The organism is Mesorhizobium sp. M0998, from assembly GCF_040318885.1.
Lineage (GTDB): Bacteria > Pseudomonadota > Alphaproteobacteria > Rhizobiales > Rhizobiaceae > Mesorhizobium.
Genome location: NZ_JAMYND010000005.1, coordinates 35,672 through 49,758, shown reverse-complemented (window position 1 = coordinate 49,758; position 14,087 = coordinate 35,672). Strand labels below are relative to the sequence as shown.

Sequence of the window (14,087 nt, the reverse complement as noted above, 5' to 3'; positions counted from 1 at the left end):
GGAGATTGGCTGTCACGACTGCCTTCGCCAATCTCGATCGTTGAGAGTTGAGCGCAGCGACGAAGCTGCCAATCTCCCCTCTCGTGGGGGAGATGTCCGGCAGGACAGAGGGGGGCGCCGTAGAGCACCAACATCAAACGGCCTCGCCCATCACCAGCCCTTGTGCCCCCTCGATCCCAAGCGGCAAATGCGTCGCCGCAACCACGATCCCCCCACTCTCGAGGTGCTTCCCCATCAATTCGCCGAATCTCTCCTCCGAAGCGTTGTCCAGTCCTGCCGTCGGCTCATCGAGCAGCCACAATGGCCGGTGGCTTACCAGCAGTTTTGCAATCGCCGCGCGGCGGCGTTGCCCGGTCGAGAGATAGCCGAAAGGCAGATGGCCGATGCCGCCCAGCCCGACGGTTTCCAGCGCCTCTCCAACACCCGCGGAACCGGCGCCCGAAAAATCGCGCCAGAAGCACAGGTTTTCCGTAACGCTCAGCGCCGTCTTCATCGCGTTGAGGTGGCCGAGATAGTGACACGCCGAGGCCGCCGACGCAAAGTCTTCGCCACCATCTTCGAACCGCACACGGCCTGCCGCCACCGGCAACAGTCCGGCGACGATCCTGAGCAGCGTCGATTTGCCGGCGCCGTTCGGCCCGGTGACGACCAGCGCCTGGCCATCCCCCAGCGCGAATTCGATGCCGGAAAATACCGTCTCGCCGCCGCGTTCGCCGCCCAGATTTTCGGCGATCAGCCGCATCCGTCCCCCTTCGCCGAAAGTTCAGGCGCGGCTTCGGTGCGCCGCAGCAAAAATGGCGATTCCGTGTCTAGAACTATTCCAGAAAATTCTCTATATCCGCATCATCCGTGCCAGCGGTCGGCACGGGAACCGAATTTGCGCCGAACCAGCGCGCGTGCCGCCTTGAACGGCCCGGACGCTTGGGAACGGATAGCGGAAATGGCCGTACCCGCACCTTTGCGCGTGATTTGCATGCCCACTGGCGTCCGTTCCCTTCCGGCAACCGACAGTTAGGGATCGCACGTGTCCAAATCACTCGACAGCTTCAATTGCCGCCGCACGCTGACCGCCAGCGGCACCGAGTACATTTACTATGACCTTGTCGAGGCCGAAAAGAACGGCCTCACCGGTATTGCCCAATTGCCCTATTCGATGAAGGTGCTGCTGGAGAATCTGCTGCGCAACGAGGACGGCCGTTCCGTTACCAAGGAGAGCATCCAGGCGGTCGCCGGCTGGCTGACTGACCGGGGCACTGCCGGCGTCGAGATCGCCTATCGCCCGGCTCGCGTGCTGATGCAGGATTTCACCGGCGTTCCAGCCGTGGTCGACCTTGCCGCCATGCGCGACGCCATGGCCTCGCTCGGCGGCGATCCGCAAAAGATCAATCCGCTGGTGCCGGTCGATCTGGTCATCGACCACTCGGTCATCGTCGACGAATTCGGCACGCCGTTGGCTTTCGCCCGCAATGTCGAGCTTGAATATGAGCGCAACGAGGAACGCTACAAGTTCCTGAAATGGGGCCAGCAGGCGTTCCGCAATTTCCGCGTCGTGCCGCCCGGCACCGGCATCTGCCATCAGGTCAATCTCGAATATCTCGGCCAGGTCGTGTGGACCAACAGCGAAGACGGCGAGACCACCGCCTATCCCGACACCTGCGTCGGCACCGATTCACATACCACGATGATCAACGGCCTCGGCGTGCTCGGCTGGGGCGTCGGCGGCATCGAGGCGGAGGCCGCGATGCTTGGCCAGCCGGTCTCCATGCTGCTGCCTGAAGTCATCGGCTTCCGGCTCACCGGCAGGCTGAGGGAAGGCGTCACCGCCACCGACCTGGTGCTCACCGTCACCCAGATGCTGCGCAAGAAGGGCGTCGTCGGCAAGTTCGTCGAATTCTTCGGGCCGGGCCTGTCCAACATGACGCTGGCCGACCGCGCCACCATCGGCAACATGGCGCCGGAATATGGCGCCACCTGCGGCTTCTTCCCGGTCGACAGCGAAACCATCCGCTATCTGACAATGTCCGGTCGCGACGAAAGCCGCATCGCCCTGGTCGAGGCTTATTCGAAGGCGCAAGGCTTGTGGCGCGATGCCGGCTCGGCCGATCCGGTCTTCACCGACCTGCTGGAGCTCGATCTCGGCAGTGTCGTCCCGTCGATGGCCGGCCCGAAGCGGCCGGAAGGCCGGGTCGCACTTGAAGACATTCCGGCTGGCTTCGCCAAGGCCATGGAGTCCGAATACAGGAAGGCCGCCGAAATCGACAAGCGCTATGCCGTCGAGGGCACGAGCTACGATCTTGGCCATGGCGATGTGGTCATCGCCGCCATCACCTCCTGCACCAACACATCGAACCCGAGCGTGCTGATCGGCGCCGGGCTGTTGGCGCGCAATGCCAACCGGCTCGGCCTCGAGCAGAAGCCGTGGGTCAAGACCTCATTGGCGCCGGGCAGCCAGGTCGTCGCCGAATATCTCGAGAAATCCGGCCTGCAGAAGGAGCTCGACCAGATCGGCTTCAACCTGGTCGGCTTCGGCTGCACCACCTGCATCGGCAATTCCGGCCCATTGCCGGCGCCGATCTCCAAGACCATCAACGATAAGGGCTTGATTGCTGCGGCAGTCTTGTCCGGCAACCGCAATTTCGAAGGCCGCGTCTCGCCCGACGTGCAAGCGAACTATCTCGCCTCGCCGCCACTGGTCGTCGCCCACGCGCTGGCCGGGACCGTGACCAAGGATCTGACCACCGAACCGCTCGGCGAGGATCGCAACGGCAATCCGGTCTATCTCAAGGATATCTGGCCGAGTTCGGTCGAGATCCAGGAATTCATCGAGAAGAACGTCACGCGCGAATTGTTCGCCCGCAAATATGCAGACGTCTTCAAGGGCGACGAGTACTGGCAGAACGTCAAGGCGCCGGAAGGCCAGACCTATGCCTGGGACGACAATTCCACCTATGTGCAGAACCCGCCCTATTTCGCCGGCATGACGTCGGGCTTCGGCAAGATCGGCGATATCAAGGGCGCGCGTGTGCTCGGTCTGTTCGGCGACAAGATCACCACCGACCACATTTCGCCGGCCGGTTCGATCAAGGCGGCCTCGCCGGCCGGCAAGTACCTCACCGACCACGGCGTCGGCGTCGCCGATTTCAACCAGTACGGCACGCGCCGCGGCAATCATGAGGTAATGATGCGCGGCACCTTCGCCAACATCCGCATCCGCAACCACATGCTGGGCGAGAACGGCCGCGAGGGCGGCTACACCATCCATTACCCGTCGAAAGAAGAGGAATCGATCTACGACGCCGCCATGCGATACAAGAAGGAAGGCGTGCCGCTGGTCATCTTCGCCGGCGTCGAATATGGCAACGGCTCGTCGCGTGACTGGGCGGCCAAGGGCACCAATTTGCTGGGCGTCCGCGCGGTCATCGCCCAGTCCTTCGAGCGCATCCACCGCTCCAATTTGGTCGGCATGGGCGTGATCCCCTTCGTCTTCGAGGAAGGCACCTCATGGGCCTCGCTCAACCTCAAGGGCGACGAACTGGTCGAGATCGACGGACTGGGCAACATCAAGCCGCGGCAGAAGATGATCGCCAGGATCACCTACGGCGACGGCAGCGTCAAAGAGGTTCCGATCATCTGCCGCATCGATACGCTGGACGAGCTCGACTACTTCAAGAATGGCGGCATCCTGCAATACGTGCTGCGCGATCTGGCCGCTTAAGGGAGTAGGGCAATAAGGGAGTAGGGCAGTAGGGTGAAGCAAGGAGAAGCGACTTATTCCCCTACTGCCCTACTGCCCTAATTCCCGGCTTTCCGAACCGCGCTGTCGCCGCCAGCAGCACGCCGAGCATCAGCCCGTTGAATATGTGCCACAGGAAATGCGTGCCGAGCGGAAAGCCGCCGCAGACCAGCGGATCGATCATCCGGCAGATGACCGACACGACGAAGATCGCCGAGCCCGCCAGATTGTACCAGCCGGCAGGGTTGCCGCTGGCCGCCACCATGGCGCCGAAGAAGGCGAGCGCCAGGAAGGGCGGCAGATAGCCGGTCGTCCCGTTCGACGCCTGGCGCAGCCAGTCGGGCACGGCAAAGGTCACCAGCCCGGCGACGGCATAGAAGGCGACGAAAATGGCGATCGCCTTGCCCCATTTCATGCCGAGAAAACGCCGCAGGTTGAACAGCGTGTAGGCCAGCGTGAACCCGGCGATCGGCAGCACGTCGGCCCAGACCGTGCCACGGTTGGCAAAGGTGTGGAACAGCGACGAGCCGACGCCGATCGCCACCACCCACCAGGCCAGCACTTCGGCGAAGGTGCCGGTGCCGCGCTTGCGCACCTGCCAGACACCCCATAGCCCGGCGGCAAAAAAAGCCAGATTGCTCAGCGCATTGAGCGGTTCGGCCCAGAATTCCGGCCCCGTCCGTTCGCAATAGAGGTCGACCGGCGCCAGGAGAGATTGCCACATGCTGATTGCCGCCCGAATCGCTTCCATGGTGAAGTGCAAGTCCACCTATTGCGCCCTTGCCAGCGGTTGCAACGGCAAAATTTCACCGCAACGTGACTTCCCGTTGACTGCCGCTTCTGCCACATATTTCGACAACCAGAACAAAGCCGGCGTCACCGGCGGGATCGGAACGGCCATGCCATCTCGAAGACCATTGCGGCTTGCGGCCCTTGCGCTGGCCCTCTCGGCGTTTGCCGGCAGGGCCCTTGCCGAGCCAACCGACAAGCCATTAGGCGTCGTCGAGCTCTTCACCAGCCAGGGATGCAACTCCTGTCCGCCGGCAGATGAATTCTTCGCCGAGCTCGCCGCCAAGGAGGACATCGTCGCGCTCGCCTATCATGTCGATTATTGGGATTACCTCGGCTGGCAGGACACGCTGAGCCGCAAGGAAAATACCGAGCGGCAATACGAGTATATGCGCGCCTTCGGCAGTCGTTCCGTCTACACCCCGCAAGCCGTCATAAACGGCCGCAGCCATGTCAACGGCGCCAGCCGCAAGGAAGTCGACGGCGCGCTGGCCCGCATGGAGAGGGTCGGCGAAGGCATGCGCGTCGGCATCAAGGTCAGCCGGACCAGCGATCGCGTCATGATCGATGCCGGCGACGCTGTGACCGGCCCAACCGACGCGCATGTCGTCATCGTCTATTTCAATCCGCCGCAGACGATAAAGATCGGCAAGGGTGAAAACAGTGGCCGCAGCATGACCTACTGGAACGCCGTCTCCAGCATCCAGACCGCCGGCATGTGGCACGGCAAGGCGCAGCGCTACGAACTGCCGATGAGCGAGATCGCCAAGAAGGGCGGCTGCGCCGTGCTGCTGCAGTCGGTCGGCAAGGACGGCATGCCCGGGCCGATCCTGGGCGCAGCCTTTATCCGCAAGCCTTAGATAGGGCGCCCCCCGTTCTCCCCTTGTTGTGGGAGAAGGGATAACCGCGCTCAAGCCTCCGACGACAGCCTATCTGGATGGATCGCATCGCCACGGCTAATAAAAAACCGGCGTCAGCTTGCTTCTGACGCCGGTCATTTAGGTTTTGGGATCGTCGCACCCGATCTTTCCAAGGAAAAACCGAGGTTGGTTCGATCCGACGCAGACCCGTGGGCGGGGGGCTTGGGGTTTACGAGCCGGTGCCGGACCGAACCGTCTCAGGCAACGCCGGTAAATTCGTCGGACATTGGGGCATGAGCACGGATAAAAAAAGGCAGGATTGTGGCGAAGCATCACCAATTTCAACAGGCGTTTCGCAAACGTGACTGGACGCTGGAGAAACCGCACGGTGCTGCCGTTGCCCGGCCGGGCCTTGCAATTCGGCAACGAAAGCGCCAACTTTGGTCGGCGTACGATTCATTGCGAGGATCCAGGCATGACTGATCGCAGCAGCGGGACGGAGGATGGGGACGCATCCGCAATATTGATCCCGCTGCATGAGGCAAGACGCGAACGCCTCGACCAGCCGGTGCGGTTCGACCGGCGCGAACTGGACCAGATCCTCAGGCTCTACGGCCGTATGGTTGCCGCCAATGAGTGGCGCGACTATGCCATCGACCATCTCGCCGACCGCGCCGTTTTTTCCGTCTTCCGCCGCACCAGCGAAGTGCCGCTTTTCCAGATCGTCAAGGATCCGAAGCTGGCGCGCCGGCAAGGCGCGTTCGCCGTCATCGCCGCCGGCGGGCGCATCCTCAAGCGCGGCCAGGAACTCGGCCGGGTGCTTGGCGTGTTCGACCGAACACTGAAGCTGGTCGAGGCGTAACCCTTTATTTTTGCAGGCGGAACTTGCGCTCGGGCAGCGATTGCGGATCAGGCGGGATGGACGCCCCGCCGTTGATCGGCAGCTGCATGAAAACCGTGTCCAGCCAGCGTCCGTGCTTATAGCCTGAGCCTTCCAGGCGGCCGGAATGACGAAAGCCGAGCTTCTCGTGCAACCGCACCGAGGCGCTGTCGGGCCGGCCGTCGCCGATCACCGCGATGATCTGGCGAAAACCCGCCGCCTTGGCCGCTTCGATCAGCCCTTGCATCAAGAGCAGCCCGACGCCTTGCCCTTTGGCCTCGGGCGCGACATAGACGGAATCCTCGACGACGAAGCGGTAGGCCGGGCGCGGCCGGAACGCCCCGGCATAGGCATAGCCGAGCACGCCGCCGGCCTTTTCCGCAACGAGATAGGGAAAGCCGCCCGCCATCAGAGTGTCGAAGCGCGTGCCCATCTCGGCGCGGCTCGGCGGTTCGAGTTCATAGCTCGCCGTGCCATTCGTCACCGCGTCGGCATAGATTTCCGTGATCCGGTCGAGATCGGCCGACGTCGCGGCCCGCAAGGTGATGCAGCTCATAATTTAGGCACGTCGTTCATCTGCCCTATATCACAGCAAAAGCCGGTACAAAAGAAAAGGGCGGCCATTGGGCCGCCCTTTTCGAACTCGCTGGTCCAGGAAAACCGTATTTAGCGACGGTCGCCCATGAACTGCAGCAGAAACATAAACAGGTTGATGAAGTCGAGATAGAGCCTCAATGCGCCCATAATCGCCTTGCGGCCGGCGACATCAGTCTCGTCGCCCTCGAAGTACATCTCCTTGATGTTCTGCGTGTCGTAGGCGGTGAGGCCCGCGAAGATCAGCACGCCGATCGCCGAAACGGCGAAGGAAAGCGCCGACGACTGCAGGAAGATGTTGATCACCATCGCGATGATCAGGCCGACCAGGCCCATGACCAGGAACGACCCGAACGCCGAGAGATCGCGCTTGGTCGTGTAGCCGTAGAGCGACAGCCCGCCAAAGGCGGCGGCGGTGGCGAAGAAGGTCTGCGAGATGCTGGCGGTGGTGTAGACCAGGAAGATCGACGACAGCGACAGGCCGACGAGGCCGGCGTAGACCCAGAATGTCGTCTGCGCGGCCGAAACGCTCATCGACTGGACGCGGAACGACAGGAACATCACCGCTGCCAGCGGGGCGAAGATCACCAGCCATTTCAGTGGCGAGCCGAAGATCGCGTAGCCGAACGAGGTCAGCATCTCGCCGCTTGGCAACGTCGCGACCGCCGAGGCGGGATCGCTGGTAGTGGCCAGCATGATTGTGCCGACCGCGGCAAGACCGGTGATGAGGAGGCCAAGCCCCATCAGATTGTAGACCTTGATCATGTAGGCCCGCAGGCCCTGGTCGATGGCAGCATCGACGCCGGCGCCGGGCACGGCGCGCGTCTGATAATTGCGAACGGGATCAGCCATGGAAATCCTCATATTGCTTCTGCCCCGTCCGGTGTCAGGTCCTTTTGAACCCAGGCGCCGCTGGCGGGGCTCCAGCATGCCTGCGCCGAAATATGATGGTTCTTGGCGTAAAGGACAAGACCGTAACCAAGCGTAATGCTCCGTGAAGTGCCGGAGATACGGTTTTATTGGCCTTCCCGCCCGGAACATTACCGAGATTTAATCGAAACCGGCTCTGGCTCAAAGATTCCGCAGCACCGGCGCCGCCTTGTGGCCCAGCACCCGCCACGTGCCGGCAAGGCCGATGCCGACCGTGACCACCAGCGAAAAGCCGATGGTCGCCACCGCCACCTCGGGCATGAAGTGCGATGGCAGCGTCATGATGCGCGCGACGACGAACCATGCCGCCACAGCGCCCGCCGCCAGCGCGAAGATCGCGGTAGCAAGGCCGATCAGCATGTATTCCAGCGAAAACGCGGCGATCAGCGTTTTTCTGGTCGCACCCAGGGTCTTCAGCACCACCGCGTCGTGAATGCGAGCCCGGTTGCCGGCGGCGAGCGCTCCGGCCAGCACCAGCACCGAGGCGATCAATGCCACCCCCGCTGCTGCCCTGATTGCTGTGCCGAGTTGCGCCACCAGCCGGTTGATGATTTCGAGCGCGTCCTTGACCCTGACCGTCGTCACTGCGGGAAAGGCACGCGTGACGGCGTTGAGAAGATGCGCATCGTCGGCTGCCGACGCATTCGTCTCGGTCAGCGTCGCCAACCAGCCATGCGGCGCCCCGGCGAATGTGTTGGGCGAGAACACCATGACGAAATTGATGCCCATGGTTTCCCATTCGACCTGGCGGAAATTGGCGATCTTGGCCGTGATGTTGCGGCCGAGCACGTTGACGGTGATGGTGTCGCCGAGCTTCAGCCCGATCTCTTTGCCTTCCTCGGCGGAAAACGAGACCAGCGGCTCGCCGGCATAGTTCTCCGGCCACCAGCTGCCCTCGGTCAGCGTCGCATTCTCCGGCAGCTTTGCGTCATAGGTCAGGCCGCGATCGCCGCGCAGTACCCAGGCGCCTTCGGCCGGAACCTTGACCTTGTCGACATCGACGCCGTTGAGCGCCATCACCCGGCCGCGCAGCATCGGCACCTTGATCAGCCTGCCTTGCGGTGCCTCTTTGCCGACCAGCGCGGAGAAGGCATCGACGTCACTGCTCTGGATATCGACAAAGAAGAAGTTCGGTGCCCTCTCCGGCAGGCTGCCCGAGATCTGCCGCCTGAGATTGCCGTCGATCAGCGCCAGCGTCACCAGCAGCGTCAGCCCGAGTCCCAACGACAGCACCACGGACGGCGTCAAGGCGCCAGGCCGATGGATGTTGCCGATGGCGAGCCTGAGCGCGGTCGAGCGCACGCGCGGGCTTTTCTTCGCCGCCCATTGCACCAGCGAGCCGACCACACGCAGCACCAGGAACGAAAAGATCGTGGCGCCAACGAAGATCGAGGCAATACGGCGGTCGCCGGAAAACAGGATCGCCAGTACCGCGAGCAACAGCGCGATGCCCAATGCCGCGGCGATATAGAGCGGGCGGGGAAAACCGCGGCCCTCGAAACCCATTTCGCGAAACAGCGCCGTTGCCGGCACGTCGCGGGCGCGGCCGAGCGGCAGCAAGGCGAAAGCCAGCGTCACCAGCAGCCCGAACAGCGCTGCCATGCCGAGGGCGCCGGGATAGAACCCACCTTCCGCCGGCACTGGAATGACCGATTGGAGTGCCGCGCTGGCCGCGAACGGCATCAGCGCGCCAAGCACAAGGCCTAGCGTGATGCCGAGGGCGGCGATCATCAGGATCTGCACCAGATAGACGGCAAAGACGAACCCGCCCGAAGCCCCCAGGCTCTTGAAGGTGGCGATGACGCCGCGCTTGCCGTCGAGATAGGCACGCACGGCATTAGCCACGCCGACGCCGCCGACCACCAGCGCCGTCAACCCGACCAGCGTCAGGAATTGCGAGAACCGTTCGATGTTGGAGGACAGCGCCGGCGCCGCGTTGCTGCGGGTGCGGATCGACCAGCCGGCCTGCGGGAACTCTTTTGCCGCCTGCTCCTGGATCGCCTTGATCTGTGCCTCGCCGGTGCCGCCGGGCAGCCGGACCTTATAGGCGTTCTCGACCAGGCTGCCCGGCTGGATCAGGCCGGAAGCGGCTAGCCCGTCGGTCGACACCATCAGCCGCGGCGCAAAGCCGAAGCCATCCGACACCGCATCCGGCTCGTTGACCAGCCTGGCGCGCAGCTCGAACGTCGCGCTGCCGAGCTTTAGCCGGTCACCGATGCCAAGGTTCAGCCGCTCGAACAAGAGGTCCGGCGCGGCGGCGCCGAAGACGCCGGATTTTTCGCCGAACAGATCCTCTCGCGACAGCACCGGCTCGGTCTCCAGCGCGCCGTAGAGCGGATAGGCGCCGTCGACCGCCTTGGCCTCGACCAGCGCCTGGTCGGAGCTGTCCTCGAGCCTCGCCATCGAGCGCATATTGGCACTGTGCGAAACCGTGCCAAGCTGGTCGAGGAAGCTGCGTTCGGCTCTGGTCGGATCGCGCTGGTTGAGCTGGAAGCGGAGATCGCCGCCGAGCAGCGTCTGGCCCTGGTCGGCAACACCGGCGGAAATCGCTTGCGCCACCGAATTGACGCCGCCGATCGCAGCGACGCCGAGCGCGATGCAGGCAAGGAAGATCAGGAAGCCGGACAGTCCGCCACGCATTTCTCGCAGCGAAAACCGAAAGGCGAGCCTCAGCGTGCGCGCCAGCGGCATCATGCGGTCACCTTGCCAGCCCAGGTGGCCGGCTTAGGCGCGTCTTCGATCAGCCCCGACCGCATCGACACCTGGCGCGAGCAGCGGGCCGCGAGTAGCGGGTCATGCGTGACCAGCACTAGCGTCATGCCGCGTTCGGCCGCCTTGGCAAACAGCAGGTCGGCGACGTGCCGCCCCGTTGCCTGGTCGAGATTGCCGGTCGGCTCGTCGGCGATCAGGATGCGCGGCGACGGCGCCAGCGCCCGGGCGATCGCCACGCGCTGTTGCTCGCCGCCAGACAATTCGCCGGGGTAATGGGTGACGCGATCGCTCAAGCCCACCGCTGCCAGCTCGCGTGCCGCTACGTCGAACGGATCGACATGGCCGGCAAGCTCCAGCGGGACCGCAACGTTTTCCAGCGCCGTCATATTGGGGATGAGATGGAAAGACTGGAATACGATGCCGATGTTTCGTCCCCGAAACGATGCGATCTGATCTTCGCTTTTGCCGTTGAGCAGCTCGCCGGCAATTCGGACCGTCCCCGAATCGACCCTTTCAAGTCCGGCCAAAACCATCAGCAATGTCGACTTTCCCGAACCTGAAGGTCCAACGATGCCTGTCGCTTCGCCGCCCGCCACATCGAGGCTGACGCCCTTCAGCACATGGACCGAGGATGCACCTTCGCCGAGCGTCAGCGATACGTCCTTCAGCGAAATGACGGCTTCTTCCAAAATCAAATCGTCCTATATGGGGGATGAAGGCTAGTGCATCCGATGCTCGACAAAGACGAAAACCTGCCTTCGCCAACAGATGTTCCTGGTCATATGGGGCCTGCCGCATGGCTTTCAAACACACCTTTGCCGCAGCCTTCGCCCTTTTCCTCGCCATTTGCGGCGCCATTTCGTCGGCGCGTGCTGAACCATTCACCATTGTCGGTTTCGGCGACAGCCTGATGGCGGGTTATGGCCTCGGGCCAGGTCAGGGCTTCACCGAGAAGCTGCAGGCGGCGCTGCGCGCCAAGGGCTACGATGTCACGGTCGCCAACGCCGGCGTCTCCGGCGATACGACGAGCGGCGGTCTGTCGCGGCTCGACTGGTCGGTGCCGGACGGCACGCAACTGGTCATCCTGGAGCTCGGCGCCAACGACATGCTGCGCGGCGTTTCGCCCGCCATAGCGGAAAAGAACCTGGACGCCATGCTGGCAAAGCTGAAGCAGCGCAAGATCGCCGTTTTGCTTGCCGGAATGCGCGCGGCGCCCAATCTCGGCGCCGACTACCAGAACGCCTTCGACGCGACCTTTCCGCGACTGGCTGAAAAATATGGCGTGCCGCTCTATCCTTTCTTTCTCGAGGGCATCGCCGGTCAATCCGTCCTGCAACTCGAGGACGGCCTTCATCCAAACGCCCGAGGCGTCGACCGCATCGTCGAGGGTATCCTGCCCAGTGTGGAGAAGACCATTGAAGCGGTCCGGGGCAATTCCTGAAGGCGAGGGTTCGCCGTCGCAACACCTTCCGCAGGGGAAGCTTTTAGGCAGGCCTGCGACCAACAAACCCCTTGCCCCGTTTGGATATCGATGATTCGCTAGGGGCAAGAGTTCGATTCGAGGACAGGAGGCTTCCCATGCCGCGTCTTTTTACCGCCCTCGAGATACCGCGTGATGCCGCTCTTTCGCTGTCCCTGCTCAGGGGCGGCCTGCCGGGAGCCCGCTGGATCGACGTCGAAAACTATCATCTGACGCTGCGCTTCATCGGCGATGTCGAGGGCCATGTCGCCGACGACATCGCCAATGCGCTTGACCGTGTTCACCGCCCGTCCTTCCCGCTGACGCTGTCCGGCGTCGGCGCCTTCGGCCAGAAGAAGCCGCATGCGGTGTGGGCCGGGGTCGCCGCTTCGCCCGATCTTTCCGCATTGCAGGCCGAGATCGAGCGCATCTGCCAGCGGCTCGGCATCCCGGCCGACCCGCGCAAGTTCATGCCGCATGTGACGCTGGCCCGCCTGCGCAATTCGAGCCCGCTCGACGTCGCCCAGTACCTGTCGGCACGCGGCAATTTTTCGACGCTGCCGTTCCGGGTCGGCCGCTTCGTGCTGATGTCGTCGCGCGATTCGGTTGGCGGCGGGCCTTACGTCGTCGAGGAGGCCTGGCCGCTTTCAGGTGCCGACAACCGCGTCGCCAGCCGTTTGGTCGGCGCCGCCGACGCTTCGCGGATCATGCGGTAGACGGACATGGCCAGGGAGAAACTAGCAAAAGAGGCGATCCGCGCCGAACTTGCCGGCCTCGACGGCTGGTCGCTGGCCAAGGATGGTGGCTCGATCACCCGCAGCTTCACCTTCAAGAATTTCTCCGAAGCCTTTGCCTTCATGACCCGCGTTGCCCTGGCCGCGGAGAAGATGGACCACCATCCCGACTGGTCGAACGTCTACAAGACGGTGAACGTGACCCTCAACACGCACGACGCCGGCGGCCTGACCGCGCTGGATTTCGATCTGGCCAGGAAAATGAACCGCTATTTCGGCGGCTGAGCCTATCTGCACCTTGCAGCGAGGTTCGGCTTTCACCACATTTTGCGTCGCGGTCACGCGTGAAGTCACGCGACGGCCGCAAGGAGAGGTTGATGGCGCAAAAATCCGGTTTTGATTTCTTCGGCCTCGGCAGCAAGCCGGGCAACGAGAGCGAAGTGCGCGAAAAGTTCTGGCGTACGGCGAAGAAGGCCGCCCGGCATATCCCGTTTATGGAAGAGGTGGTCGCCGCCTATTACTGTGCCATGGACAAGAAGACGCCGCTTCGCGCCAAGGGCACCTTGATTGCTGCGCTCGGCTATTTCGTGCTGCCGACGGACGTCATCCCCGATTTCATCCTTGGGCTAGGCTTCACCGACGACATCGCCGTGCTGACCGCCGCGATTACCGCCGTCAGCGCCCACATCACGCCGGCGCACCGGCTCGCCGCCAGGCAGGCCATCGCCGGCAAGAGCTGAGCCGGTGCGGCGCAAAAATCGCGTGAGAACCGACTTTCCGGCCGTCAAATCCACCGCCGCACCCGCGCCTTGTAGGCGCGATAGACATCTCCGAACTTCCGCTCGAGGTAGCGCTCTTCCGGCGCGATAACGCCGGTATTGATCACCCACAGCAGGGGGATGACGAGCGCGATAGCCCAAAGACTTCCGGCCGCGACGCCGAGGCCCAAATAGACGAGGGTCGTTCCCAGATAGAACGGGTTCCTGGTCCGACGATAGATACCGTCGACGACCAGCGCCGTCGTTGGCAAGGTCGGTGGTATGTTGGTTCCAGCGGCCTGAAAGCGGTCCGCTGCCATAAAGATGAACACGAAGCCGCACACCGCGAGCACGGCGCCGGTCAGATAGCGGGCGAGCGCCTGCCCGGCCATGACCGGGAGCGGCACGAGCACCTCGAGCACGGTTGCCGCCACCAGGAAGCCGAGGAAGATCAAAGGTGGCAGCGCAATGACCCCGGCCACGTCGGGGGCGCCCGATCCGCCCGCCGCCTCCCCGCCATCCGACCGGGGCACCGCGCCACCGGCCGCCACGCGGACGGCGACACGAACGCCGAACACGATCGCCAGGACGACTGTGCCGCCCGCCAGGGTCAGAACTGTCTCGGAAATGGCCATGGC

General features: G+C 63.5%; 14 protein-coding genes. 7 read left to right on the top strand and 7 right to left on the bottom strand.

The features are described from left to right. Positions 1 to 133: 133 nt before the first annotated feature. Entirely contained in the window at positions 134 to 742 is a 609-nt protein-coding gene (ccmA, locus tag NKH59_RS06480; RefSeq protein ID WP_352685344.1) for a heme ABC exporter ATP-binding protein CcmA, read from the bottom strand. 282 nt (positions 743 to 1,024) lie between these two features. Here ccmA and acnA point away from each other — a divergent pair, with 282 nt between their 5' ends. Continuing rightward, positions 1,025 to 3,715 (top strand): aconitate hydratase AcnA, encoded by a 2,691-nt coding sequence (acnA, locus tag NKH59_RS06475; protein WP_352920410.1) that lies wholly within the window; start codon positions 1,025 to 1,027, stop codon positions 3,713 to 3,715. A 61-nt stretch (positions 3,716 to 3,776) separates the two neighbouring features. On the opposite strand, the gene NKH59_RS06470 is transcribed toward acnA, so the two are convergent. Then, positions 3,777 to 4,457, bottom strand: coding sequence for a ceramidase domain-containing protein (locus NKH59_RS06470; RefSeq protein ID WP_353021359.1), 681 nt, complete (start codon positions 4,455 to 4,457; stop codon positions 3,777 to 3,779). Positions 4,458 to 4,632: 175 nt separating this feature from the next. On the opposite strand from NKH59_RS06470, the gene NKH59_RS06465 reads away from it, so the two are divergent. Both NKH59_RS06465 and NKH59_RS06460 read left to right on the top strand, forming a co-directional pair. Beyond that, positions 4,633 to 5,382 carry a DUF1223 domain-containing protein gene (locus NKH59_RS06465; protein WP_352470828.1) on the top strand — a complete coding sequence of 250 codons (750 nt, stop codon included), beginning with the start codon at positions 4,633 to 4,635 and terminating at the stop codon, positions 5,380 to 5,382. Between the two features lie 475 nt (positions 5,383 to 5,857). Continuing rightward, positions 5,858 to 6,244, top strand: a complete 387-nt coding sequence (locus NKH59_RS06460) for a DUF2794 domain-containing protein (RefSeq protein ID WP_031212724.1) — start codon at positions 5,858 to 5,860, stop codon at positions 6,242 to 6,244. Positions 6,245 to 6,248: 4 nt separating this feature from the next. On the opposite strand, the gene NKH59_RS06455 is transcribed toward NKH59_RS06460, so the two are convergent. From NKH59_RS06455 to NKH59_RS06440, 4 genes are all read right to left on the bottom strand, one after another. Next, the gene (locus NKH59_RS06455) at positions 6,249 to 6,818 is read right to left on the bottom strand and encodes a GNAT family N-acetyltransferase (RefSeq protein ID WP_352832349.1); all 570 of its coding nucleotides are present in this window, start codon (positions 6,816 to 6,818) and stop codon (positions 6,249 to 6,251) included. A gap of 110 nt (positions 6,819 to 6,928) precedes the next feature. Beyond that, a complete protein-coding gene (locus tag NKH59_RS06450) occupies positions 6,929 to 7,708 on the bottom strand; it encodes a Bax inhibitor-1/YccA family protein (RefSeq protein WP_254817871.1) in 780 nt (259 codons plus the stop codon). Positions 7,709 to 7,927: 219 nt separating this feature from the next. Then, positions 7,928 to 10,477 carry an ABC transporter permease gene (locus NKH59_RS06445; protein WP_353021423.1) on the bottom strand — a complete coding sequence of 850 codons (2,550 nt, stop codon included), beginning with the start codon at positions 10,475 to 10,477 and terminating at the stop codon, positions 7,928 to 7,930. After that, positions 10,477 to 11,187, bottom strand: a complete 711-nt coding sequence (locus tag NKH59_RS06440) for an ABC transporter ATP-binding protein (protein WP_353021357.1) — start codon at positions 11,185 to 11,187, stop codon at positions 10,477 to 10,479. The genes NKH59_RS06445 and NKH59_RS06440 overlap by 1 nt, the downstream gene beginning before the upstream one ends. A 107-nt stretch (positions 11,188 to 11,294) precedes the next feature. On the opposite strand from NKH59_RS06440, the gene NKH59_RS06435 reads away from it, so the two are divergent. From NKH59_RS06435 to NKH59_RS06420, 4 genes are all read left to right on the top strand, one after another. Then, a complete protein-coding gene (locus NKH59_RS06435; RefSeq protein WP_352450197.1) occupies positions 11,295 to 11,939 on the top strand; it encodes an arylesterase in 645 nt (214 codons plus the stop codon). 137 nt (positions 11,940 to 12,076) lie between these two features. Further along, the gene (gene thpR / locus NKH59_RS06430) at positions 12,077 to 12,673 is read left to right on the top strand and encodes an RNA 2',3'-cyclic phosphodiesterase (protein WP_352450198.1); all 597 of its coding nucleotides are present in this window, start codon (positions 12,077 to 12,079) and stop codon (positions 12,671 to 12,673) included. A 6-nt stretch (positions 12,674 to 12,679) separates the two neighbouring features. After that, the gene (locus NKH59_RS06425; protein WP_023679826.1) at positions 12,680 to 12,976 is read left to right on the top strand and encodes a 4a-hydroxytetrahydrobiopterin dehydratase; all 297 of its coding nucleotides are present in this window, start codon (positions 12,680 to 12,682) and stop codon (positions 12,974 to 12,976) included. A gap of 92 nt (positions 12,977 to 13,068) precedes the next feature. After that, positions 13,069 to 13,431: a YkvA family protein gene (locus NKH59_RS06420; RefSeq protein WP_352540811.1), complete on the top strand. Its 363-nt coding sequence runs from the start codon at positions 13,069 to 13,071 to the stop codon at positions 13,429 to 13,431. Positions 13,432 to 13,475: 44 nt separating this feature from the next. Here the strand turns inward: NKH59_RS06420 and NKH59_RS06415 are convergent, their stop codons facing one another. Beyond that, positions 13,476 to 14,084, bottom strand: a complete 609-nt coding sequence (locus NKH59_RS06415) for a methyltransferase family protein (RefSeq protein WP_352929121.1) — start codon at positions 14,082 to 14,084, stop codon at positions 13,476 to 13,478. Positions 14,085 to 14,087: the final 3 nt, after the last annotated feature.